This is a genomic window from Bosea sp. 29B, assembly GCF_902506165.1.
Classification (GTDB): Bacteria; Pseudomonadota; Alphaproteobacteria; order Rhizobiales; family Beijerinckiaceae; genus Allobosea.
In genome coordinates, this window is record NZ_LR733817.1 from 1,904,812 (window position 1) to 1,926,777 (window position 21,966).

Sequence of the window (21,966 nt, forward strand, 5' to 3'; positions counted from 1 at the left end):
GCGGGCGATATGGTTGACGGTCGATGACCGGCCTTCCGCCTTGACCGTCCCGGAATGCTCCGCCTCCTGTCACGGCGCTGTCATCTGCCGCCGATACCGCATCATCCCGCAATCGCGGGAGAGTGTTGATGCTGCGTATCGAGGGTCTGACCAAGCGTTTCGGCGGTAAAGCCGCCGTCGACAACGTCAACCTGTCGATTCCACGCGGCGAGATGGTCGGCATCATCGGCCGCTCGGGCGCCGGCAAGTCGACGCTGCTGCGCATGCTCAACCGCCTCGCCGACGCCAGCGAAGGCCGCATCCTCAGCGAGGAGCGCGACGTCACCGCCCTGCGCGGCGCGGCCCTGCGGGCCTGGCGACGCGATACCGCAATGATCTTCCAGCAGTTCAACCTGGTCGGCCGCCTGGACGTGCTGACCAATGTCCTGCTCGGCCGCCTCAACCATCGCTCCGCCGCGCTGACGCTGGTCAAGAGCTTCTCACAGGACGACAAGGTCCGCGCCATCGCCGCGCTCGAGCGGCTCGACATGGGCCATCTGCTCGCCCAGCGCGCCGAAACGCTGTCCGGCGGCCAGCAGCAGCGCGTCGCCATCGCCCGCGCTTTGGTGCAGGAGCCGAAGATCATCCTTGCTGACGAGCCGATCGCCTCGCTCGACCCGCGCAACACCCAGGTCGTCATGGACGCGCTGTTCCGCATCAATCGCGAGGACGGCATCACCGTGGTCTGCAATCTCCACCATCTCGACATCGCCGCGAAGTATTGCGACCGCCTGATCGGCATGGCCGGCGGCAAGGTCGTGTTCGACGGCCCGCCGCACGCGCTGACCAGCGAGCTCGCCGCCGAGCTCTATGGCATCGAGGCCAAGGACGCCGGTGCCGAGGCGCTCGACGCGCTCGACGCCATTGCCAGCCAGGAAGCCAAACGCGCCAAGCAGAACGCCGCCTGAGACAGCCGGCGGCGTGCCCGCGGGCCTGCCCTTACGCCTGACTATTCACCATCGACTTTTCCAAAGGAGCACCACCATGCTGACCCGTCGTCATACCCTCACGCTCGCCGCGGCCGGCCTCGCCGCGACGCTCGCCGCCCCGGCCTTCGCCCAGGACTGGAAGGCGAAGTATCCCGAGCTCGTCTTCGCCATCATCCCCTCCGAGAACGCCTCGGGCGTCGTCGAGCGCTACACCCCGTTCGTGAACTATCTCGCGAAGGAACTCGGCACCAAGGTGACGCTGCGCATCGCCAACGACTACGCCGCGATCATCGAGGGCCAGCGCGCCGGCAACATCCATATCGGCATGTACGGCCCGGCTTCCTTCGCCCGCGCCCTGATGACCGGCGCCAAGGTCGACGCTTTCGCGATCGAGACCAATATCGACGGCACCAAGGGCTATTATTCGGTCTTCTACGTGAAGAAGGACTCGCCCTATCAGAAGATCGAAGACCTGAAGGGCAAGAATCTCGGCCTGGTCGACCCGAACTCGACCTCCGGCAACAACGTGCCACGCTTCGCGCTCGACGGCATGAAGATCGAGCCGGAGAGCTTCTTCGGCAAGGTCGTCTACACCGGCAGCCACGAGAACGCGGTCATCGCCCTGCAGCAGGGCACCGTCGACATCGCTGCCAACTGGTGGAACGACGAACAGGAATCGAACCTGCTGCGCATGGACCGCAAGAAGATGGTCAAGGCGGACGATTTCCGGATCATCTACAAGTCCGAGCAGATCGTGAACTCGCCGATGGCCTATCTTTCCGACCTGCCGGAGCCGCTCAAGGCTTCGATCCGCGACGCGGTGCTGAACCTCGCCACCAAGGACAAGGCCGCCTTCGACAAGATCTATGAAGGCAAGCAGGGCCCGCTCGTCGCCGTCGACAACAAGTCCTATGACCCGATCATCGAGCTGAACAAGTTCGTCGACGCGCTCCGCAAGAAGAAGTCGTCGTAACTCTGACAGCCGTCATGCTCGGGCCTGACCCGAGCATCTTCTGATCGAGATTCTCGGGCCTGCGCTTCGCTCCGCCCGAGAATGACGCCCAGTCCAGGACCGGCTCCGGTCGGTCCTGCGACATGTGTGGAAGCGCTCCCATGACACTCGCGATCGACCGCAACGATCCCGCCATCGCTGCTCATGCCGATCTCTACCGGCGCGAAATGGCAGCCAAGCGGCTCCAGACCTTGCTCGGCGCGGCGGTCTTCATCGCCTGCGTCGTGCTCGCCGGCATCGGCTCCGAGGTCGATATCGCGAAGTTTGCCGCGAATGCCTGGCGCTTCCCGAAATACATCCTCGAGACCATGCCGACGCTGCGCTTCGCCACGTTCGGGGCTGATCTCAAGGAATGGTACTGGGGTCTCAACGGCTGGCTGAAGCTGCTCTGGCAGACCTTGCTGATCGCCTATGTCGGTACCGTGCTCGGCGTGATCGGCGGCTTCCTGCTCTGCTTCGCCGCCGCCAGCAATCTCGGCCGCTTGCCCTGGCTGCGCTGGGTGACGCGCCGCTTCCTCGAATTCTGCCGCACCGTCCCCGAGATCGTCTTCGCGCTGATCTTCGTCATCGCCTTCGGCCTCGGTCCGCTGCCGGGCGTGCTCGCCATCGCCATCCACACCATGGGTGCGATGGGCAAGCTCTTCTCCGAGGTGGTCGAGAACATCGACATGAAGCCGGTCGACGGTCTGACCGCCACAGGCGCCGGCTGGTGGCAGACCATCCGCTTTGCCGTGGTGCCGCAGGTGCTGTCGAACTTCGCCAGCTACGCGCTGCTGCGCTTCGAGATCAACGTCCGCGGCGCCTCGATCATGGGCTTCGTCGGCGCCGGCGGCATCGGGCAGGACCTGATCGAGGCGATCCGCAAATTCTACTTCACCGATGTCAGCGCCATCCTCTTGCTGATCATCGTCACGGTGATGCTGATCGACTACGGAACCGAGCGCCTGCGCCATGCGCTGCTCAGCCTGGAGCACGGCAAATGACGCTCGCCCTCTCCGCTGCCGACCGCGCCGCGCTGATCGCCCGCCACAAGACCGCGATCGACGGCTCGCTGAAGACGAAGCTGATCACGATCGCCGTCGTCGGCGGTCTCCTCGGGCTCTTCCTCTACGGGCTGACGACGCTCGAGACCTCGCTCTGGAAGATCCTCAGCGGCTTTTCCAATCTCGGCACCTTCGTGGTGCTGATGCTGCCGCCCGATCCCGGCTCGTTCGCTCGCGCTATCATCTTCATCAAGGCGCTGTTCGAGACCATCGCCATCGCCTTCCTCGGCACGATCCTGGCGGCGATCCTCGCCTTCCCGCTCGGTTTCCTCGCCGCCAAGAACGTCGTCGCCAACCGCGTCGTGCATTTCCTGGCGCGCCGCTCGATGGACACGGTGCGCGGCGTCGACGCGCTGATCTGGGCTCTGATCTGGGTCAATGTCGTTGGCCTAGGCCCTTTCGCCGGCATGCTCGCGATCATGACCAGCGATCTCGGGGCCTTCGGCAAACTGTTCTCCGAGGCGATCGAATCTGCCGACCGCAAGCCCGTCGAGGGCGTCACCTCGGTCGGCGGCGGCAAGTTCCACGAGATCCGCTTCGGCCTGATCCCGCAGGTGCTGCCGGTGATCGCCAGTCAGGTGCTCTACTACATCGAGTCGAACACCCGCTCCTCGACCATCATCGGCATCGTCGGCGCCGGCGGCATCGGCCTCTATCTCGCCGAGACCATCCGCACGCTCGAATGGCAGCAGGTCTCGTTCCTGATCCTGCTGGTCCTGGCGGCGGTGACCGCGATCGACTTCCTCTCAAGCAAGCTGCGCTTCGCCATCATCGGCAAGCGCGCGATCTGATCCATCTCTTTCCCGGCCGGCGCGACAGGCCCGGCCAGGAAGGGGGGGACCACCAGTCTCAGGCGAGACCTGTGCTATTCTGCATAATCTCAAGGCAACATCACATATCGTGATGCGCCATCGCACAAGCTATCTCATCGGCATCCACACTTTGGAGCAAGCCGATGACCCCGATCGACCTCTACACCTACCAGACCCCGAACGGCCATAAGGCCTCGATCATGCTCGAGGAAACCGGGCTGCCATATGCCGTCACTGTCATCGACATCGAGGCGGGCGAGCAGCACCGGCCGAGCTTCCTGGCGCTCAACCCGAGCAACAAGATCCCGGTCATCGTCGACCACGACCATGACCGGACGATCTTCGAGTCCGGCGCGATCCTGCTCTATCTCGCCGAGCGCTCCGGCGTGCTCCAGCCCAACGGCCCGCAGGCGCTAAGCAAGACGCTGCAATGGAGTTTCTTCCAGGCGGCGCATGTCGGGCCGATGATCGGCCAGCTCTGGCATTTCAAGATCTTCGCCAAGGAGAAGCTGCCCTACGCGATCGAACGCTATGAGCGGGAGACCGCCCGCATCCTGCGCGTCCTCGACGGCGAATTGGCGCTGCGGCCTTATCTGGTCGAAGCCAGCTACGGCATCGCCGACATCATGGTCTGGCCCTGGATCGACGCCCTGCCCAAGCTCGGCCTGAGCCTCGCCGAGACCCCTCACCTCAAGCGCTGGCACGAGACGATCGCGGCCCGCCCCGCCGTGCGGCGCGGCCTTGCCGTGCCGGCGCTCGCGCACGCCGACGCCTGAGCGCATCGCTTCCGACAGGATTTTCGTCATGGATACCCTCTTCATCCCGCTTTCCCTCGCCGCCGGCGGCCTGCTGGCGGTGCAGGCCGGCGCCAATGCGCAATTGTCGAAAGCGACCGGCAGCCCCTTCGCCGCGACGACGATCCAGGTCGTCCTCGCCGCCCTCCTCCTGCTGATTGTTGCGATCGCGACCGGCACGGCCGCCGCTTTCGGCGGACTGCGAGCCGTGCCCTGGTGGCATGCGATCGGCGGCGTCGCGACGGCGCTCTATGTCGCCTCGACCATCCTGGTCTTCCCGAGGCTTGGCGCCGTCGTCGCGGTCGGCCTGTTCATCGCCGGCCAGATGCTGGCCTCGCTCGGGCTCGACAGCTTCGGCCTGCTCGGCGTGCCCCAGCAGGCACCGAAGCCCGCCACACTGATCGGCACAGCCGCAGTGCTCGTCGGTGTGATCGCGATCGTCTTCGGCCAGAAGGGCGCGACCAAGGAACTCTCCGGCTCCAAGCTCGGCTGGATGCTGCTCGCCCTCGTTGCCGGCGCGGTTCTGCCGGTACAGGGCGCGATCAACGGGCTGCTGCGACAGGATCTCGGCGCGCCCTTCGTCGTCGGCACGATCAGCTTCGCGGTCGCGACCCTCTCGATGATCGTGGTGCTGCTGCTGACCTTGCTGACAGGCGGCGCGAAGCCCCAGCTCGGCGGCCTCCGGACCATGCCCTGGTGGGGCTGGATCGGCGCGGTCTGCGGCGCGACCTATGTCACCACCGTGTTCGTCGCGATCCCCGCCATCGGCACCGCCGCCACCGTCGGCCTGACCGTCGCCGGCCAGCAGATCGTCTCGCTCTTCGTCGATCGCCATGGCTGGTTCCGCCTGCCCCAGCGCGAGATCTCGGCCCTGCGCTTTGCCGGCGTCGTAGTCCTGCTGCTCGGCGTCGCCGCGATCAAGGTCTTCTGACCTTCAGCTCTCTGACGGCGCCAGTCCGGCGCCGTCCTCCCCGTTCCAAGGAAACATCTCATGCCCTGGTTGCTGCTCACCGGAGCCGGACTGCTCGAGATCGTCTGGGCGATCGCGCTGAAGCAGGCCGATGGCTTCACCCGCTTCTGGCCGAGCCTGATTGGCATCGTCTCGGCGATCGTCAGCTTCGTCATGCTCTCGCTGGCACTGAAGCAATTGCCTGTTGGAACCGCCTATGCGGTCTGGGTCGGCATCGGCGCGCTCGGTGTCGCCATCGCCGGCATCGCCGCCCTCGGCGAAAGCGCCTCGCCCATGCGCCTTGGCCTGCTCGCGCTGATCCTGATCGGCGTGATCGGCCTCAAGCTGGTCGAGGCCTGATCCTCTCAAGCGGAGGGCGTGATCTCGCCCTCCAGCAGGGCGCGGCGCTTCCGGAAGGCGCCATAGGCGAAATCGGTGAAGGCGCGCACCCGCGCCGCGGCGCGCAGATCCTCGTGGGTCAGGATCCACAGAGCTGTCTCCATCTCCGGGATCGGGCGGCGCACACAGGCGAGAGCCGGGACGCTATCGCCGAGATAGCAGGGCAGCGCCACCAGACCTAAGCCCGCCACCGCCGCCTGCTGCATCGCCAGGAGCGAATCGGCCCGGAGCACGATCTCGCTCTTCGGCAGCTTCGCCTGCATCCAGCGCGCCACCGAGGTGCCGCCGAGCGTGTCGTCCGGCCCGACCCAGCGATGCTCGGCGAGGTCGGCATGATCGTGGCGCGCGAGATAGGCAGGCGCGGCGTAGATCGCGAAGACGATCCTGCCGACCCGGCGTCCGATCAGCGTCACTGGTGGATTGTCGGCGGTACGCAAGGCGACATCGGCATCGCGCTTGGTCAGGTTGAACATCAAATTGGAGACCGCGACCTCAAGGGCGATGCCGGGATGGGCCTCGCCGAACTCGGCCAGGATCTCCGGCAAGATCGAGCCCATCAACGTGTCGGTCGCGGTGATCCGAAGCGTACCGGAGAGGCGCAAATCCTGCCCCGCGATCCGGCGTTCGAGCTCAGTGACGGTGCCGGAGATGCTGCGTGCCGCCGCGACCAATTCCTCGCCGCCGGCCGTCAGCACATAGCCGGTCGGCAGGCGCTCGAACAGGCGTAAGGCCAGTTGCTGTTCGAAGGCGGCAATGCGCCTGAGCACGGTCGAATGGTTGACGCGCAATTCGCGCGCCGCGCCGGCAAGCGAGCCGGCATCCGCGACCGCGAGGACATAGCGCAAATCATCCCATTCGAGCGCGGCCATAGGCCTCCTCGCCAGGTGCTAAGGATCAGGCGACGCCCAGCGCCAGCAGGTCGTGGACATGGACGAGGCCGACAGGCCTGTCCTGCGCATCGGCGACGATCAGCGCGGTGACGCGCAAACGGTTGACCATCTCCAGCGCCTCGGCGGTCAGCGCGTCCGGCGCGATCTTGCGCGGATCCCTGGTCATCACGTCGCGCGCCAGACGCCCGCCCCAGCCGGCGCCGTGCTTGCGGCGCAGGTCACCGTCGGTGACGACGCCGGTGAGCTTGCCGTCGGCATCGATGACGATGGCGCAGCCGAAGCCCTTGGCCGTGATCATCGAAACGACATCGGCCATCGCCGCCGTCTCGCCGACGACGGGCAGGCGCTCGCCGGAATGCATGATGGTCGCGACGGTCTTGAGCTGCGCTCCGAGCTTGCCGCCGGGGTGGTAGACGTAGAAATCCTGGCGCGAGAAGCCGCGCGCCTCCAGCAAGGCGACGGCGAGTGCATCGCCCAGCGCCATCTGCATCGTCGTCGAGGTCGTCGGCGCGAGCCCGTTCGGACAGGCCTCCAGCGCCTTGGGCAGGACGAGCGCGATGTCGGCCTCGCGGCCAAGCGCGCTGTCGCGATTGGCGGTGATCGCGATCAGCCCGACGCGGAAGCGGCGGGTGTAACCGACGATCGCCGAGAGCTCGGCGGCCTCGCCCGACCAGGACAAGGCGATGACGACATCCTCGGGTTGGACCATGCCGAGATCGCCATGGCTGGCCTCGGCCGGATGGACGAAATAGGAGGGCGTGCCGGTCGAGGCGAGCGTCGCCACGATCTTGCGGCCGACATGGCCGGACTTGCCCATGCCGGTGACGATCACCCGGCCCGAAGCAGCCCGGATCATTTCGACGGCGGCAATGAAGGGTTCGGCGAGGCCGTTGCCGATCGCTTCGTGCAAGGCGTCGAGCCCGGCGCGTTCGGTGGCGATGGTGCGAAGGGCGGAGGCGCTGATGGTCGCGGTCATGGAGCGCGCCTCTAGCACGGCGCAGGCCCGCCTGGCCACCGGCGCCGGCACATTGACGCGGCATTAACCCTCTTCGTTCTAACTCCATTAACCATGCGCGCCGACGCGGCGCGGATATGTCTTTGCCTCGCCGGAGCATCGTCGCGCCCGTGTCCCGTTTCGCCCAGATCTGCTGGCTGGCAGGCGTCGCAGGCTGCTGCGGCGTCGCCGGGCTGACGGCCTGGCCGGAGCAGGCTCTAGCGCAGACGCAGCCGGCCGATATGCCGGCACGCGCACGCACACCCACCTTGCGGACAGGCACGCCCGACTATGTCGCGCAAAGGCCGAGCCCGGCCCCCGGGACTGGGTCCGCCCTGCCTGATGGCGTCGAGGATGCGGCCCCCGCCCCTCGCGGCCGGTCCAGCGCGATCTCGCGCGGCCAGCCCGCACGCGCCAGCCAGCCTCTCCAGTCCTCGCGCCTGCGCGGCGTCACCCAGCGCCAGTTCCGTGCGCCACCGCGGACGGTGTCCAACCTGCCGCCGGCGCTCCCGCCGGCACCCGAACCGCGCAAGCGCAAGCGACCGGAGGAGGACCCTTACGCGCCGCTCGGCCTGCGGCTCGGCAATGTCATCCTGCGCCCGGCGATCACCGGCTCGGTCGGCTATGACAACAATCCCGAGCGCATTTCCGGGCCGAGCAAGGGCTCGCCGTTCACCCGCACCGAGGGCGAGCTCGGCATCCAGTCCGACTGGAACGTGCACGAACTCACCGGCATGCTGCGCGGCGGCTACAGCCGCTATTATCGCAACGACAGCGCTTCGCGACCGGATGCGGAAGGCAACATGGCGCTGCGCCTCGACGCGACGCGCGACACTCGCATCCTGCTCGAATCGCGCCTGCGGCTCGACACGCAGCGCCCCGGCTCGCCCGACCTGACCTCCGCCGTGCAGGGCCGGCCGATGACCTGGAACTACGGCGCCGCGGCCGGCGTCACCCACGATTTCAACCGCCTGCAGGTGACCTTGCGTGGCGCAATCGACCGGCAGGACTACGAGGACGCCGAGCTCGGCAATGGCCGCAGGCTCAGCCAGGCCGACCGCAACCAGACGCAGTACGGCCTGCGCCTGCGCGCGGCCTATGAGGTGACGCCGGGCTTCAAGCCCTTTGTCCAGGGCGAAGTCGACACCCGGCAGTTCGACGAGAAGGTCGATTCCAGCGGCTATATGCGCTCGTCCGACGGCTATACGCTTCGCCTCGGCTCGACCTTCGAGATCAGCCGCATGCTCACCGGCGAGGTGTCCGGCGGCTATCAGGACCGCAAATACGAGGATGGCCGCCTGCGGAACCTGCGCGGCTTCGTCGGCGATGCCGCGATCCTGTGGACACCGACGCCGCTGACCACGGTGACGCTGCGCGGCTCAGCCGAGCTCGGCGACACCACCATCCCCGGCTCGAGCGGCACGACGGCGCGCCGCGTCGGTCTCGAGGTGGCGCATGCGCTCCGCCGCAACCTGACCGTCACCGGCTTCACCACCTTCAGCCGTACCGAATATGACGGCCAGGACCTGCGCGAGAACCTGTCGACCATCGGCGCCAGGATCGAATACAAGCTGACCCGGACCTTCGCGATCCGCGCCAGCTTCACCCATGAGCGGCTGAACTCGACCAATCAGGGCTCGGACTACACCGCGAATGTCGCCCAGGTAGGCTTGAGGGTGCAGTTCTGACGGCGCCGGGCTCTCAGCCCTCGTACTTCTCCAGGAACGCCTCGACGCTCAATGCCCGGAAGTCGTCGAGCGCGACGCGTAGTTGCGCATGCTCCCAATCCCACCAGGCCAGCGCCTTCAGCCGCTCCGCGATCTCCTCCGGAAAGCGCCGGCGAATGATGCGGGCCGGGTTGCCGGCGACGATGGTGTAGTCGGGCACGTCCTTGGTCACGACCGCGCCACCCGCGACGACCGCGCCAGTGCCGATGCTGCGGCCGGCGAGCACGATGGCGCCGTGGCCGATCCAGACATCATGGCCGATCGCGACAGGCGTCGAGCGGCGCCAGTCGAAGAAGGCGGCCTCGTCCTGCGCATCCTCGAAATAGGCGCTGGCGCGATAGGTGAAATGCGCCTGGCTCGCCCGCTGCATCGGGTGGTTGCCGGGGTTGATGCGGGTATGGGCCGCAATCGAGCAGAACTTGCCGATCGTCGTGTAGATGATGTTGGAATCGTTCACGATATAGGAATAGTCGCCCAACGTCGATTCCGCGAAGACGGTGCGGGCGCCGATCTCGGTATAGCGGCCGAGCACGGCGTCGCGAACGTTCGCGGTCGAGTCGATCACGGGAGCAAGCCCGAGCTTCTTGCCTGCCATGACAGGGCTCCTCGCGAGATATGGCTGCGCCCGGCCTCAGCCGAGGGGGAAGCTGTCGAGCAGCACGAAGCGGCTGCTGCGGCTCTGCTGCTTGAAGATGCCGACGCGGTCGATCGTGACGGGTTGGGCGGGCACGGCGTCCCTGTATGCCAAAGCCAGCAGCGCCGCGACGGGCTTGACTTGCTCGTCCGGCAGCGAGCCGGTCAGGGTCATGTGGAAACGGAAGGCGTCGCCGACATAGGGGTAGCCATAGGCTTCGAGATAGGCCCGGTGCGCCGGGGTCAGCGGGCTCTGCAGGCGCCGGGCCAGATCGGCGTCCGACAATGGGGCGCGGAAAGGCTCGAAGGCCTGGACGATGTCGAAGGCGAAGCGCTGCAGCTCTTCGCTCGGCTCCGACGGGGTCAGCGCGATGAAGCGGCCGAGCGCGTTGACCGACAGCCCGGCGAGTCGGACCGGAGCACGGCCGGCGACATAATTGCGGGCAAAGGCACGCAAGGCGCCCTCGTTGCGGCCATTGGCGAGCTCGAACGGCGCCTTCAGCGTGGCGTGGAAGCCGTAGCGGCGCGGCTCGGCGGTCACGTCCGACCAATCGACCTCTTCGCAGCCCTCCGGGACGGAAAAGTCGATATCCGCACCGGTGACGGCGTCATAGCCCAGCGTCCCGCTGCCGAAGCGCCAGAGAGCGCTGTCGGCGGCGGGAGCGTAGTAGAGCGCGTAGCGCGGCGCGGTCTCGATCATGCTGCGCTCAGAAGGCCCGGCGTCCTTGCGACCAGACGGTGGTGATCACCGGCGTCGCACCCAGCGCTCGGAAGCGCACCAGGTCGGCACGCAGGCCGGGCTTGAGATGGCCGCGATCCTTCAAGCCGAGGATGTCGGCAACCTTCCAGGTGACCTTGGCCATCGCCGCCGGCAGCGCGATGCCGTGCTTGTCGTTGAGCTTGAGCACCGCTTGCAGCAGGCTCGCCGGGACATAGTCGGAGGAAAGACCGTCGAGCAGGTCCTTTTCGGCGAGCTCGGCTACCGAGACGCCGCCGGAATGCGAGCCGCCGCGAACGACGTTGGGCGCACCGGCGATGGTGGCGAGGCCGCGCTGTTTGGCGGCTTCCGCCGCCTCGACCGTGGTCGGGAACTCCGAGATCACCGCGCCCGAGGCGATGCCGGCCTCGACATGCTCGATGGTGGTGTCGTCATGGGTCGCGATCGGGATGCCGCGAGCCTGGAACATCTCGACCACGGCGCTCCAGTTGCGGCCGACATTGGCCTGGCCCTCGCGCTGGCGAACGACGACGTCCTCCTCGAACTCGGATTCGGTCTTGCCATTGCCGAGCGCATAGGTGCGCAAATGGGCGATGTCGCGCCATTGGCGCTGGCCAGGAGTGTGGTCCATCAGCGAGACCAACTGCACCAGGGCATCGTCCTGATAGGGCTCGATATCCCCAAGCAGGTCCGGGCTGGTCAGTTCGCAGCGCATATGGATGCGGTGGTCGATGCGGAAGACGTTCTCGGCGGTGCCGAGCCGGAGCGCATCCATCACATCGGCGAAGATGTCCTTGCGATAGTCCTTGGCCGAGAAGGGCGTGCCGGCGCAGATCGCGTCATAGACGGTGGTGACGCCGGCCGCCGCCATCTGCGCGTCATGGACCAGCGCCGCTGCGAGCCCGTTCGGCCAGAAGACCTTCGGGCGCGGCATGAAGTGCTTTTCCATGTTGTCGGTGTGCATCTCGACGAGGCCGGGCGCGACATAGTCGCCCTGGACGTCGATCGCCTCCGGCAGGGAGGAACGGCCCTGGTCGACCGAGCGGATGCCGCTCTCGTCGAAGGCGATGGTCCCGGTGACGACCTCGTCCTCAAGGATCAGGCGGGCATTGGTCAGGATGGTGGACATCAGGCGGCCTTCCGGAAATCGGTGATGTCGAGATAACGGGTCGCGACAGCCTCTCGCACGGCCTCGTCATGGAAGATACCGACGATGGCGGAGCCCTGTTCGCGGGCCTCGGCGATCAGCTTGACCACGACATTGCGGTTGCCCGCATCGAGCGAGGCGGTCGGCTCGTCGATCAGCATGATCGGCGAGGGATCGACGAAGGAGCGGGCGATGTTGACGCGCTGCTGCTCGCCGCCGGAGAAGGTCGCAGGCGCAAGATCCCAGAGGCGCTGCGGCAGGTTGAGACGGGCGAGCATGGCTTTCGCGCGCTCGCTCGCCTCTTCAGGAGTGGCGCCGCGGGCGAGCAGCGGGTCGCGGACGATGTCGAGCGCCGTGACGCGCGGGATCACCCGCAGGAACTGCGAGACGAAGCCGAGCGTGCGGCGGCGGATGTCGAGCACGGTGCGCGGCACGGCCGAGACGATGTCGATCGACCGGCCGCCATGGGTGATGGCGATGGTGCCGGAGGTCGGCCGGTAATTGCCGTAGAGGATGCGCAGCAGGCTGGACTTGCCGGCGCCGGACGCGCCCGCCAGCACCAGCGCCTCGCCGGCAGCGACCGAAAAGTTGACGTTGTCGAACACCGGCAGGCGCACGCCGCCCTGATTGTGCAAGGTGAATTCCTTGGCGACGTTCTCGACGTGAATCATCGTGGTCATGGTGTCAGTGCCTTGTGCCGGCGCGGTGACGAGGATGTGACGGCGCTCATACCGTCAGCACCGCCGAAGTGAGCAATTGCGTGTAGGCGTGCTGGGGATCATCGAGGACCTGGTCGGTCAGGCCCTGCTCGACGACGCGGCCATCCTTCATCACCATCAGCCGGTCGGTGAGCAGACGCGCGACGGCAAGATCGTGGGTGACGATGATCGCGGCGAGGCCGAGATCGCGCACCAGCACGCGCAGCAGGTCGAGCAAGCGGGCCTGGACGGAGACGTCGAGGCCGCCGGTCGGCTCGTCCATGAAGACGAGCTTCGGCTCGGAGACCAGCACGCGGGCGATCTGCAGGCGCTGCTGCATGCCGCCGGAGAACTGGCGCGGCCGGTCGTCGATGCGGCCGGCGGCGATCTCGACGCGCTGCAGCCAGTCGAGCGCGGTCTCGCGGATCCTGCCGTAATGGCGGGCGCCGTTGTCCATCAGGCGCTCGCCGACATTGCCGCCGGCCGAGACGTCCATGCGCAGCCCGTCGCGCGGGTTCTGATGGACGATGCCCCAGGCGGTGCGCATCAGCCGGCGCCGCTCCTGCTCGGCGACCGAATAGATGTCCAGGGGTTCGATTCCGCCGCGGAACAGCACCTGCCCCTGATCGGGCTTGTCGATACCGGCGAGGCAGCGCAGCAAGGTCGACTTGCCGGAACCGGATTCGCCGACGATCCCCAATACCTCGCCCGGCCAGAGGTCGAAGGAGACATCGGCACAACCGATGCGCTCGCCATAGAAGCGGCTGACGCCGGCGACCGAGAGCAGCGGCTGCGGATCGAGCCCGAGCTCCTGCGGATTGACCTGCATGTTCATGGCTTGGCCTCGTCTTCGACCAGATGCAGCGCCGAGGCGTCGGCGAGCATGGCACCGCGATGGCCGTCGGCCCGCCGCGTCTCGCAATGATGGCTGTCGGAGCAGACGAACATCCGTCCGCCCTGGTCGTCGATCACCACCTCGTCGAGATAGGAATCGGCCGCGCCGCAAAGCGCGCAGGGCTGCTCCCAGCTCTGGATGCGGAAGGGATGGTCGTCGAAATCGAGGCTGCGCACGCTGGTATGCGGCGGCACCGCATAGATGCGTTTCTCGCGGCCGGCGCCGAAGAGCTGCAGCGCCGGCGACATCTGCATCTTCGGATTGTCGAATTTCGGGATCGGCGATGGCGCCATGACATAGCGGCCATTGACCATGACCGGGTAGTCATAGGTCGTCGTCACCTCGCCGAAGCGGGCGATGTTCTCGTAGAGCTTGACCTGCATCAGGCCGTATTCGGCCCAGGCGTGCATCTTGCGCGTCTCGGCCTCCTGCGGCTCGAGCTTCCTGAGCGGCTCGGGCTGCGGCACCTGGTAGACCATGATCTGGCCGGCCTTCAGCGGCGCCTCGGGAATGCGGTGGCGGGTCTGGATGATGGTCGCCTCATCCGTCGCCTCGGTCGTGCGGGCATCGGCGGTGCGCTCGAAGAAGCGGCGGATCGAGACGGCGTTGGTGGTGTCGTCGGCGCCCTGGTCGATGACCTTCAGCGTATCGTCCGGGCCGATGATCGCGGCGGTGACCTGGATGCCGCCGGTGCCCCAGCCGCGGGCGAGCGGCATCTCGCGCGAGCCGAACGGCACCTGGTAGCCGGGAATCGCGACCGCCTTGAGCAGAGCGCGGCGGATCATCCTTTTGGTCTGCTCGTCGAGATAGGCGTAGTTGTAGGCCGGCCTGGTCTCGTCACTGATGCTCTGGTGCACGGTCATTCCGCGGCCTCCGGCAGGGCTTCCTGTTGCTCAGCGAGACGCTGCTCGCGCTCGCGGCGAATGCGGCGGATCAGTTCGAGCTCGCCCTGGAAATCGACGTAATGCGGCAACTTGAGATGCTCGACGAAGCCGGCCGCCTCGACATTGTCGGAGTGATAGAGGACGAACTCGTCCTGCTGCGCCGGATAGCTCGTCGCCTCGCCGAATTCGCGCGCCTTCAGCGCCCGGTCGACCAGGGACATCGACATCGCCTTGCGCTCGCTATGGCCGAAGGAGAGCCCGTAGCCGCGGGTGAATTGCGGCGGCACATCCTTTGAGCCGGCGAACTGGTTGACCATCTGGCATTCGGTCAGGGTGATGTCGCCGAGATCGACGGCGAAGCCGAGCTCTTCCGGCACGAATTCGACCGCGACCTCACCCACGCGAACCTCGCCGACGAAGGGGTGGCTGTTGCCGAAGCCGCGCTGCACGGAATAGCCGAGGCCGAGCATGAAGCCCTCATCGCCGCGCGCCATCGCCTGCAGGCGGACATCACGCTCGGCCGGGAAGGTGACGGGCTCGCGGGTGAGATCGAAGGGGCGGGGATCGCCTGTGGGAGGCGCCTCCTCCTCCATCAGGCCCTCGGCGCCGAGGATATCGGGCACACGCGGCATGGAGGCGTCGAGCGGCTGTGCGGCTGGTCGGGCCTGGCTCTCCGCCGGAGCCGTCTCATCCATCAGGGCAAAATCGAAGAGCCGGTGGGTGTAGTCATAGGTCGGGCCGAGCACCTGACCGCCCGGCAGATCCTTATAGGTCGCCGAGACGCGGCGGCGGATCGCCATCTTCGCCGTATCCAGCGGCTCGGAGGAGCCGAAGCGCGGCAGGGTCGTGCGATAGGCGCGCATCAGGAAGGCGGCCTCGATCGCATCGCCCTGCGCCTGCTTCAGCGCCAACGCGGCGAGATCGGGATCGTAGAGCGAGCCCTCGTTCATGACGCGAGCGCAGGCGAGGCCCATCTGCTCGCGGATCTGCGCGACGCCCAATTCCGGCACGCTCTCGTCGCCGCGCCTTGCCTCGGCGACGAGATCATGAGTGGCAAGGATGGCGGCTTCGCCGCCTTTGACCGCGACATACATCAGTAAAGCTCCCGGCGGGGCATTCAGCGGGCCTCCACGATTTGCGACGAGCGCGGCAGGCCGAGCACCTGCGCGCCGTGGACCAGCAGAAGGTCGATGCCGAGCGGGTAGAGCGCGACGTTACCTTCAACTTCAGCCCAGAATTCCGGACGCAGTCCCGCCGGAGCGATGCTGCGTTGGCCGGCGATTCCGGGGCCTTCGAGGGTGACGGCCTCGCCACTGTCGAATCCAGCACACTGGACGAGCACTGTGGTCGAGCGATCGGGAAACTGGTCGTCGCCGGCGTTGAAGGCGGCGAGCTTCGGCTCGGCCGCGGCGCCATCGATCACGGCGAAGGCGGCACGGGCGGGATCCTCGACAAGCGCCGCGCCGCAATGGAAGCGCAGCCAGGCGCCCGCCGGGCCATCGCGCAAGGCAGCCGGCAGCCAGATCGGCGTCTCGTAATCGGCGAGCGTCAGCAGCGCGACCGCCGTCGCTGGCTCGAGCCCAACGGGCGCCTCGACCGAAACGCCGATGTCGCAGGCGAGGCCCGGCTCGGACAGCGCCGCCAACAAGGCACGGAAGGCGCTTTGCGATTGGAAAACCGGGTCGGAGAAGCCGGCATGGATCTGGTTGTCGTCCTGCATCGTCACGCTCCCCTGACCAGCGTGAAGAAATCGACCTTGGTGGCGGCCGCCTTGCGCGAGGCGAGCTCGCGCGCCGCCTGCTGCTTCTGGGCGAGCGCAAAGACGCCGCGCCGCAGCGGGCCGGTCTCGATTTCACCCTGGAGGAGCGCATCGGTGACCGCCGCCAGCCGCGCCTTGCGACCATCGCGACCGAGTGCGTAGGAGAAGCCCATGGCGCCGCTTTCGAGGCGGACGACGCAGCGCGTCACCGTGGCCTCACCGAGGTTGAAGCGGCGGCCAGCGCCGCCAGCGCGGCCCTCGACCATGACGGTGCCGGTCTCGGGCGCCTTGAGCAGTTCATGCGTCGGCAGCGGCCCCGCCTGCTGCAGCAAGGCGTCGATCTCGCCTTGCGTCGCACGGGCCAGCACTGCCATCCAATGCTGGCGTGTCGCGATTTCCGTCATGCCGTGTCGGCCTCTCGCCAAGCGCCAATGTCTAGACTATAATAAGCCTGTCGCTGGAAAAGGTCTATACATTTTGGATGAAACTTTGATGACGCCGAGCTTGCCGGACAATCAGGGCGGCGATGGCGGCACGGCCTGGCGGCGGATCGCCGACGCGCTGGCGACCTCGATCGAGCAGGGCGAATACGAGGCCGGCGATACGTTGCCGGCGGCGATCGTGCTCGCCGAGCAATACGGCGTGCACCGGCACACGGTACGGCAGGCCTTTCGGCATCTCGCGGAACAGGGGCTGGTCACGGTCGCGCGCGGACGCGGCACTCAGGTCAGCTCCCGGCGCGTGCCCTATCCGCTCGGCCGGCGCGTCAGCATGCGCGCCAATCTCGGGCGGATCGGCATGATCGGCTCCAGCCGCATGCTCTCGGCAGAGGTGGTGGCCGGTGATCCGGAGATTTGCGAGGCACTGGCGCTCGAGCCCGGAACGCCACTATGGCAGTCCGAAGGGCTCAGCCTCGCCGACGGCACACCGATGGGGACCGGGACGCATTGGCTCGCCGTCGCGCGTTTCCCCGGCTTCGACAAGGTCTATCGCGATGCGGAGGCGTCGATCACGGCGGCGTTCAAGGCCTATGGCATCCTGGACTATGTGCGCCGCTCGACCCGGTTGACGGCGCGGCTCGCCACGGAGCGCGAGGCGGCGTTGCTGCGGATCGAGCCCGGTGCGGCGGTGATGGTGTCGCTGGCCGTCGACGCGCTGCCCGACCTGACGCCGATCCACATCGTCAACAGCGTCTTCGCCGGCGAGCGGATGGAGATGGTGGTCGAGCCCTTCGGGGATTAGCGCCCGTCCACCGTCGTCAGCTCAGCCGCGCTCGTAGAGCAGGCGGCCACGGATCGTGCCGTCCAGCGCCCGGATCTCCTCGATGATCTCGCGCGCGACCTCACCGACCGGATCGGCCTCCATCACGACATAGCCGATCTCGCCGTCGGTCTGGAAATTCTGGGCGGCGATGTTGATGTTGCGGCTGGCGAAAACGTCGTTGAGGCGGCGCAGCATACCCGGCGCATTGCGCTGGACCTGGATGAAGCGGGTGCCGGTCGGGCGCGCCGGCAATTGCACCTGCGGAAAATTGACCGCGCCGACGGTCGAGCCGACATCGGAATAGTCGACCAGCTTGCGCGCCACCTCGGCGCCTATGCGCTCTTGCGCCTCTTCGGTCGAGCCGCCGATATGCGGGGTCAGGATGACGTTGGACAGGCCCTGCAGCGGGGTGACGAAGCGCTCGCTGTTCGAGGCCGGCTCCTTCGGAAAGACGTCGACCGCCGCGCCGGCGAGCGCGCCGCTTCGCAGCGCCTGCGCGAGCGCATCGAGATCGACGACCGTTCCGCGCGAATTGTTGATGAGATAGGCGCCCTGCTTCATCGCCGCGATCTCGGCCTTGCCGATCATGTTGTGCGTGGCCGGCGTTTCCGGCACGTGCAGCGAGACGACGTCGCTGTTGGCGAGCAGGGCCTTCAGGCTTTCGACCGGCTCGGTATTGCCATGGCGCAGGCGGTCGGTGTGATCGTAGTAGATCACGCGCATGCCCATCGCCTCGGCAATGTTGGAGAGCTGGCTGCCAATATTGCCGTAGCCGACAATGCCGAGGACCTTGCCGCGCACCTCGAAGGAGCCATTGGCCGACTTGTCCCAGCCGCCCTCATGCGCCGAGCGCGAGCGATCGGGAATCCGGCGCAGCAGCATGACGATCTCGCCGATAGTCAGTTCGGCGACGCTGCGGGTGTTGGAGAAGGGCGCGTTGAAGACGGGGACGCCGCGCAGGCGGGCGGCGTCGAGATCGACCTGATTGGTGCCGACCGAGAAGCAGCCGACGGCGAAGAGGCGCTTGGCTGCGGCGAAGACCGGCTCGGTGAGCTGGGTGCGCGAGCGGATGCCGAGGATATGCGTCTTCTCGATGGCTTCGATCAGCTGGGCCTCATCGAGCGCCTTCGGCAGGCGGGTGAGGTTGGTGTAGCCGGCCTGCTGCAAAGCGGCGACAGCGGAATCGTTGATCCCCTCGAGCAGGAGGACGCGGAGGCGGTCCTTCGGGAAGGAAAGCCGGTCGGTGGGGAGGTTCATGGCGCGCTCGATGGTCCAGCGATGCGCCCGCCCGCCTGGTCGGGCGGAAGGCGCCGGAGCGCCCGCTATAGACCTGTTGTCGCAGCGCACAACCGCAAAGTTGTCGCGCCGGGTTCGCGTTAGGCGCTCGCGGCGCGCAGCGGCACGACACCGCCGGGCGGGACCGGCGTCAGGTGCTGCTGCGGCAAAAGGAAGGGCTGGCCGGCCGGCGGTAGGCGGCTGAAGGAAAGCGAGACGCGGAAGACGCCGCGCAGCAGATTGTCGTCGAGGATCGTCGCCGGCTCGCCCTGCGCGACGATCGCTCCCTCATGCATCACCACCAGCCGGTCAGCATAGGTCACGGCGAGGTTGAGATCATGCAGCACCACCAGAACGGCCGCACCTTCAGCCGCAATGGTGCGGGCGGCATCGAGCAGCGAAAGCTGGTGGCAAAGGTCGAGGCTGGCGATCGGCTCATCGAGGAACAGGATCTGGCGTTGCGCGACGCTACGGCCGGCTTCGAGCTGGCAGAGCGCCCTGGCAAACTGGACGCGCTGCTGCTCGCCGCCTGAGAGGGTCTGATACTGGCGGCCGGCGAGGCCGATCACACCGGCGGTCTCCAGTGCCTGGGCGATGATCTCAGCCTTGCGGGCACGCGATTGTGCCCGGCCGACGCCTTCCAGGCCGAGGCGCGCGACCTCGTAGACGCTGAACGGGAAGGCAAGGCGCTGGTTCTGCACCATCACGGCGCGGCGGCAGGCGAGTTCCCAGGCCGGAATCTGCGGCAGCGTCGCGCCGTCCATGCGGACCGTGCCTTGCGATGGCGACAATTCACCGGTGAGCAGCTTGAGCAGGGTCGATTTGCCGGCACCGTTGGGGCCGACGACGATGGTGGTCGCCCCCTCCTCCAGCGCGAGCGAGGCACCGCGCACCAGAGTGCTGCCGCGCACGGAGTAACTGAGATCAATCGCTTCGAGGATCGCCATGCTCAGAGCTCCGCGATCCGGCCGCGGCGCAGCAGCAGCCAGAGGAAGAAGGGCGCGCCGATGAAGGCGGTGACGATGCCGATCGGCAGTTCGGCCGGCACGACGACCAGTCGGGCGATGATGTCGGCGCCGACCAGCAGGGCCGCGCCGCCGATGGCCGAGAGCGGCAACAGCAGGCGATGATCAGGACCGATCGAGAGCCGGATCAGATGCGGCACGACGATACCGACGAAGCCGATCACGCCGGCCGCGGCGACGCTGGCGCCGACGGCGAGGGCGACCAGCAGGATCGCGAGCGCCTTGATGCGCTGGACGGGCACGCCGAGATGATAGGCCTCGGCCTCCCCAAGCATCAGGGCGTTCAGCCCCCGGGCCAGCAGCGGCACGGCGAAGAGCAGCGGCAGCACGATCGGCGCCACCGTCGAGAGCTTGGTCCAGCTCGCGCCGCCGAGGCTGCCGAGCGACCAGAAGGTCAGGTCGCGCAATTGCCGGTCGTCGGAAATGAAGGCGAGCAGGCCGGTGAGCGAGCCAGCCAGCGCACCGAGTGCGACGCCGGCGAGCAGCATGGTCGCGACCGAGGTGCGGCCCTGGCGCGTCGCGATCAGATAGAGCGCCAGCGTCGAGACGAGGCCACCGAAGAAGGCGCCGAAAGGCAGCACCGCGAAGGGCAGCTTCATCGCGAAGGCCGAGAGGAAGCGGTCTCCGAGCACGATGGTCGCAGCGGCAGCGAGGCCGGCGCCGGCCGAGACGCCGACCAGGCCGGGATCGGCGAGCGGATTACGGAACAGGCCCTGCATCAGCGCGCCGGAAATGGCGAGCGCCGCACCGACCAGCGCGCCGAGCAACAGGCGCGGCATCCGGATGTTGAGCACGACCAGCGCCTCGCGGCTGCCCAGCAGATCGGCGGGACCGAAGCCGAGCTTCGCCAGCAGGATGTCGGCGACGCGGCCAGGCGCGATAGCGAAGGCCCCTGCCCCGAGCGAAAGCAGCATCAACAGCAGGCAGAGCCCGACCAGCGCGGCGACGGCGATCACGCCCCTGCGGCGGTGGCCGGCCGTGAGCACGGCCAGCGCCGCAGCGCTCGCACTCGGGGTCTGCTTCACGGCAAGCGTCATTTGGCGGCGGAAAGCTGGGCGACCTTGGCTTCGGGATAGAGCTCGGCCATCAGGTCGCGCGCCGCATTCGGGGTGCGCGGGCCGAAGCCAAGCAGATAGAGCCCGTCCATCCGGATCAGCGCCTTCTGCTTCGCCGCCGGCGTCTCCGAGAAGGCGGGCATCGCGAAGAGCTCGTCAGGGCCGGCATTGTGGGCGCTGGAATGGCGCATCATCAGCACGACGTCGGGTGCCGCGGTGATGATCGCCTCGTCGGTCATCGGCTTGAAGCCGTCGACAGCGCTGGCGGCATTGACGCCACCGGCGAGCGCGATGATCGCGTCGGCGGTGGTGGCCCGGCCACCGACCATGGTGCGCCCGTTCTGCAGCGAGAGCACGAACAGGACGCGCTTCTGCCCGGGCAAGCCAGAGCGCAGCTTTTCGAGTTCTTCGAAGCGTCCTTTCACCGTGGCAGCAAGCTGCTGCGCCGGCTCGGCGACACCGGCGGCCTTGCCGATCGCGGCGATCTTGCCGATGACGGCCTCCGGCGACAACGCCTCCGGGATCATGGTGATCGGCGTGCCGGATTCCTTGAGCAAGGCGAGCGCGTCTGGTGGGCCGGCGCCTTCGACCGCGATGACCTGCGAGGGCTTCAGCGACAGCACGCCCTCTGCCGAGAGCGCCCGGACATAACCGACGCTCTTCTTGTCCTTCAGCGCTTCCGGCGGCCACTGGCTGGTGGTGTCGACCCCGACGACCTTGTCCTGCTGGCCCAGCGCATAGAGCACCTCGGTGACGACGCCGCCCGCCGCAACGATGCGCTCTGCGGTCTGCGCTCGGGCGGGAGCAATGACGGCCAGCGGCTCCAGCGCCCCGGAGAGGCCGCCCATCGCCAACAGCGAAACGACGGCGGCAGCCGCGATCTCCCGGCCGAGGCGCTTGGCCCTGAGGCCCGCGAGCGGAGCGGATGAAGGCGCTTGCAGCGTACCCATGATCGATCTCGTGCATGCGACCGCGCGCAGCAGAAGCGCCTGCGACGCCCAGCTACACTAAAGTCATTACAAAGTA

The 21,966-nt window shown here is 67.5% G+C and carries 24 protein-coding genes; 9 read left to right on the plus strand and 15 right to left on the minus strand.

Translation table 11 applies throughout. The features are described from left to right. Positions 1–128: 128 nt before the first annotated feature. From phnC to sugE, 7 genes are all read left to right on the plus strand, one after another. Complete coding sequence (phnC, locus tag GV161_RS09280; protein WP_152013447.1) at positions 129–947, plus strand: phosphonate ABC transporter ATP-binding protein; 819 nt, start codon at positions 129–131, stop codon at positions 945–947. A 76-nt stretch (positions 948–1,023) separates the two neighbouring features. Continuing rightward, on the plus strand, positions 1,024–1,941 hold the full coding sequence (phnD, locus tag GV161_RS09285) for a phosphonate ABC transporter substrate-binding protein (RefSeq protein WP_152013448.1): 918 nt from the start codon (positions 1,024–1,026) through the stop codon (positions 1,939–1,941). 140 nt (positions 1,942–2,081) lie between these two features. Next, entirely contained in the window at positions 2,082–2,963 is an 882-nt protein-coding gene (phnE, locus tag GV161_RS09290) for a phosphonate ABC transporter, permease protein PhnE (RefSeq protein ID WP_152013449.1), read from the plus strand. Beyond that, a complete protein-coding gene (gene phnE, locus GV161_RS09295) occupies positions 2,960–3,814 on the plus strand; it encodes a phosphonate ABC transporter, permease protein PhnE (RefSeq protein ID WP_152013450.1) in 855 nt (284 codons plus the stop codon). The genes phnE (GV161_RS09290) and phnE (GV161_RS09295) overlap by 4 nt, the downstream gene beginning before the upstream one ends. 164 nt (positions 3,815–3,978) lie before the next feature. Continuing rightward, the gene (locus GV161_RS09300) at positions 3,979–4,611 is read left to right on the plus strand and encodes a glutathione S-transferase N-terminal domain-containing protein (protein ID WP_152013451.1); all 633 of its coding nucleotides are present in this window, start codon (positions 3,979–3,981) and stop codon (positions 4,609–4,611) included. A 28-nt stretch (positions 4,612–4,639) separates the two neighbouring features. After that, entirely contained in the window at positions 4,640–5,560 is a 921-nt protein-coding gene (locus tag GV161_RS09305; RefSeq protein ID WP_152013452.1) for a DMT family transporter, read from the plus strand. A gap of 60 nt (positions 5,561–5,620) precedes the next feature. Then, positions 5,621–5,938: a quaternary ammonium compound efflux SMR transporter SugE gene (sugE, locus tag GV161_RS09310; protein ID WP_152013453.1), complete on the plus strand. Its 318-nt coding sequence runs from the start codon at positions 5,621–5,623 to the stop codon at positions 5,936–5,938. Between the two features lie 5 nt (positions 5,939–5,943). Here sugE and GV161_RS09315 read toward each other — a convergent pair whose 3' ends face one another. Both GV161_RS09315 and GV161_RS09320 read right to left on the minus strand, forming a co-directional pair. Further along, positions 5,944–6,846, minus strand: coding sequence for a LysR family transcriptional regulator (locus tag GV161_RS09315; RefSeq protein WP_152013454.1), 903 nt, complete (start codon positions 6,844–6,846; stop codon positions 5,944–5,946). A gap of 25 nt (positions 6,847–6,871) precedes the next feature. Then, on the minus strand, positions 6,872–7,843 hold the full coding sequence (locus tag GV161_RS09320; RefSeq protein WP_152013455.1) for a KpsF/GutQ family sugar-phosphate isomerase: 972 nt from the start codon (positions 7,841–7,843) through the stop codon (positions 6,872–6,874). Between the two features lie 149 nt (positions 7,844–7,992). Here GV161_RS09320 and GV161_RS09325 point away from each other — a divergent pair, with 149 nt between their 5' ends. Beyond that, positions 7,993–9,549: an outer membrane beta-barrel protein gene (locus GV161_RS09325; protein WP_159650199.1), complete on the plus strand. Its 1,557-nt coding sequence runs from the start codon at positions 7,993–7,995 to the stop codon at positions 9,547–9,549. A 13-nt stretch (positions 9,550–9,562) separates the two neighbouring features. Here GV161_RS09325 and GV161_RS09330 read toward each other — a convergent pair whose 3' ends face one another. Genes GV161_RS09330 through phnG form a run of 9 tightly spaced genes read right to left on the minus strand, consistent with a single transcriptional unit; the run spans position 9,563 to position 16,726 of the window. After that, entirely contained in the window at positions 9,563–10,183 is a 621-nt protein-coding gene (locus GV161_RS09330; protein WP_152013457.1) for a chloramphenicol acetyltransferase, read from the minus strand. 36 nt (positions 10,184–10,219) lie between these two features. Then, entirely contained in the window at positions 10,220–10,921 is a 702-nt protein-coding gene (locus tag GV161_RS09335) for a DUF1045 domain-containing protein (protein ID WP_244623958.1), read from the minus strand. 7 nt (positions 10,922–10,928) lie between these two features. Continuing rightward, on the minus strand, positions 10,929–12,068 hold the full coding sequence (locus GV161_RS09340; RefSeq protein WP_152013458.1) for an alpha-D-ribose 1-methylphosphonate 5-triphosphate diphosphatase: 1,140 nt from the start codon (positions 12,066–12,068) through the stop codon (positions 10,929–10,931). Beyond that, the gene (gene phnL / locus GV161_RS09345; RefSeq protein WP_152013459.1) at positions 12,068–12,766 is read right to left on the minus strand and encodes a phosphonate C-P lyase system protein PhnL; all 699 of its coding nucleotides are present in this window, start codon (positions 12,764–12,766) and stop codon (positions 12,068–12,070) included. The genes GV161_RS09340 and phnL overlap by 1 nt, the downstream gene beginning before the upstream one ends. Before the next feature lie 46 nt (positions 12,767–12,812). Next, positions 12,813–13,619 carry a phosphonate C-P lyase system protein PhnK gene (phnK, locus tag GV161_RS09350; RefSeq protein ID WP_244623959.1) on the minus strand — a complete coding sequence of 269 codons (807 nt, stop codon included), beginning with the start codon at positions 13,617–13,619 and terminating at the stop codon, positions 12,813–12,815. After that, a complete protein-coding gene (locus GV161_RS09355; RefSeq protein ID WP_152013460.1) occupies positions 13,616–14,542 on the minus strand; it encodes an alpha-D-ribose 1-methylphosphonate 5-phosphate C-P-lyase PhnJ in 927 nt (308 codons plus the stop codon). The genes phnK and GV161_RS09355 overlap by 4 nt, the downstream gene beginning before the upstream one ends. Further along, positions 14,539–15,657 (minus strand): carbon-phosphorus lyase complex subunit PhnI, encoded by a 1,119-nt coding sequence (locus GV161_RS09360; protein ID WP_152013461.1) that lies wholly within the window; start codon positions 15,655–15,657, stop codon positions 14,539–14,541. The genes GV161_RS09355 and GV161_RS09360 overlap by 4 nt, the downstream gene beginning before the upstream one ends. A gap of 23 nt (positions 15,658–15,680) precedes the next feature. Next, positions 15,681–16,283, minus strand: coding sequence for a phosphonate C-P lyase system protein PhnH (phnH, locus tag GV161_RS09365; protein WP_152013462.1), 603 nt, complete (start codon positions 16,281–16,283; stop codon positions 15,681–15,683). A 2-nt stretch (positions 16,284–16,285) separates the two neighbouring features. After that, positions 16,286–16,726: a phosphonate C-P lyase system protein PhnG gene (gene phnG, locus GV161_RS09370; protein ID WP_152013463.1), complete on the minus strand. Its 441-nt coding sequence runs from the start codon at positions 16,724–16,726 to the stop codon at positions 16,286–16,288. Positions 16,727–16,814: 88 nt separating this feature from the next. Here phnG and phnF point away from each other — a divergent pair, with 88 nt between their 5' ends. Next, positions 16,815–17,564 (plus strand): phosphonate metabolism transcriptional regulator PhnF, encoded by a 750-nt coding sequence (gene phnF / locus GV161_RS09375; RefSeq protein ID WP_159650200.1) that lies wholly within the window; start codon positions 16,815–16,817, stop codon positions 17,562–17,564. Between the two features lie 21 nt (positions 17,565–17,585). Here phnF and serA read toward each other — a convergent pair whose 3' ends face one another. From serA to GV161_RS09395, 4 genes are all read right to left on the minus strand, one after another. After that, a complete protein-coding gene (serA, locus tag GV161_RS09380) occupies positions 17,586–18,842 on the minus strand; it encodes a phosphoglycerate dehydrogenase (protein WP_152013465.1) in 1,257 nt (418 codons plus the stop codon). Positions 18,843–18,961: 119 nt separating this feature from the next. Beyond that, entirely contained in the window at positions 18,962–19,807 is an 846-nt protein-coding gene (locus GV161_RS09385; protein ID WP_152013466.1) for a heme ABC transporter ATP-binding protein, read from the minus strand. Positions 19,808–19,809: 2 nt separating this feature from the next. After that, complete coding sequence (locus tag GV161_RS09390) at positions 19,810–20,910, minus strand: iron chelate uptake ABC transporter family permease subunit (protein ID WP_280179030.1); 1,101 nt, start codon at positions 20,908–20,910, stop codon at positions 19,810–19,812. Between the two features lie 8 nt (positions 20,911–20,918). Continuing rightward, positions 20,919–21,890, minus strand: coding sequence for an ABC transporter substrate-binding protein (locus tag GV161_RS09395; protein WP_244623960.1), 972 nt, complete (start codon positions 21,888–21,890; stop codon positions 20,919–20,921). Positions 21,891–21,966 lie beyond the last annotated feature (76 nt).

Bases quoted from the DNA above. Each gene is read 5' to 3' on its own strand.
- serA (WP_152013465.1), bottom strand. From the start codon at position 18,842: ATGAACCTCCCCACCGACCGGCTTTCCTTCCCGAAGGACCGCCTCCGC.
- phnE (WP_152013449.1), top strand. From the start codon at position 2,082: ATGACACTCGCGATCGACCGCAACGATCCCGCCATCGCTGCTCATGCC.
- GV161_RS09315 (WP_152013454.1), bottom strand. From the start codon at position 6,846: ATGGCCGCGCTCGAATGGGATGATTTGCGCTATGTCCTCGCGGTCGCG.
- GV161_RS09385 (WP_152013466.1), bottom strand. From the start codon at position 19,807: ATGGCGATCCTCGAAGCGATTGATCTCAGTTACTCCGTGCGCGGCAGC.
- GV161_RS09330 (WP_152013457.1), bottom strand. From the start codon at position 10,183: ATGGCAGGCAAGAAGCTCGGGCTTGCTCCCGTGATCGACTCGACCGCG.
- phnE (WP_152013450.1), top strand. From the start codon at position 2,960: ATGACGCTCGCCCTCTCCGCTGCCGACCGCGCCGCGCTGATCGCCCGC.
- phnK (WP_244623959.1), bottom strand. From the start codon at position 13,619: ATGAACATGCAGGTCAATCCGCAGGAGCTCGGGCTCGATCCGCAGCCG.
- GV161_RS09340 (WP_152013458.1), bottom strand. From the start codon at position 12,068: ATGTCCACCATCCTGACCAATGCCCGCCTGATCCTTGAGGACGAGGTC.
- phnL (WP_152013459.1), bottom strand. From the start codon at position 12,766: ATGACCACGATGATTCACGTCGAGAACGTCGCCAAGGAATTCACCTTG.
- sugE (WP_152013453.1), top strand. From the start codon at position 5,621: ATGCCCTGGTTGCTGCTCACCGGAGCCGGACTGCTCGAGATCGTCTGG.
- GV161_RS09395 (WP_244623960.1), bottom strand. From the start codon at position 21,890: ATGGGTACGCTGCAAGCGCCTTCATCCGCTCCGCTCGCGGGCCTCAGG.
- phnC (WP_152013447.1), top strand. From the start codon at position 129: ATGCTGCGTATCGAGGGTCTGACCAAGCGTTTCGGCGGTAAAGCCGCC.
- phnD (WP_152013448.1), top strand. From the start codon at position 1,024: ATGCTGACCCGTCGTCATACCCTCACGCTCGCCGCGGCCGGCCTCGCC.
- phnH (WP_152013462.1), bottom strand. From the start codon at position 16,283: ATGCAGGACGACAACCAGATCCATGCCGGCTTCTCCGACCCGGTTTTC.
- GV161_RS09360 (WP_152013461.1), bottom strand. From the start codon at position 15,657: ATGTATGTCGCGGTCAAAGGCGGCGAAGCCGCCATCCTTGCCACTCAT.
- GV161_RS09355 (WP_152013460.1), bottom strand. From the start codon at position 14,542: ATGACCGTGCACCAGAGCATCAGTGACGAGACCAGGCCGGCCTACAAC.
- GV161_RS09305 (WP_152013452.1), top strand. From the start codon at position 4,640: ATGGATACCCTCTTCATCCCGCTTTCCCTCGCCGCCGGCGGCCTGCTG.
- phnF (WP_159650200.1), top strand. From the start codon at position 16,815: ATGACGCCGAGCTTGCCGGACAATCAGGGCGGCGATGGCGGCACGGCC.
- GV161_RS09300 (WP_152013451.1), top strand. From the start codon at position 3,979: ATGACCCCGATCGACCTCTACACCTACCAGACCCCGAACGGCCATAAG.
- phnG (WP_152013463.1), bottom strand. From the start codon at position 16,726: ATGACGGAAATCGCGACACGCCAGCATTGGATGGCAGTGCTGGCCCGT.
- GV161_RS09320 (WP_152013455.1), bottom strand. From the start codon at position 7,843: ATGACCGCGACCATCAGCGCCTCCGCCCTTCGCACCATCGCCACCGAA.
- GV161_RS09335 (WP_244623958.1), bottom strand. From the start codon at position 10,921: ATGATCGAGACCGCGCCGCGCTACGCGCTCTACTACGCTCCCGCCGCC.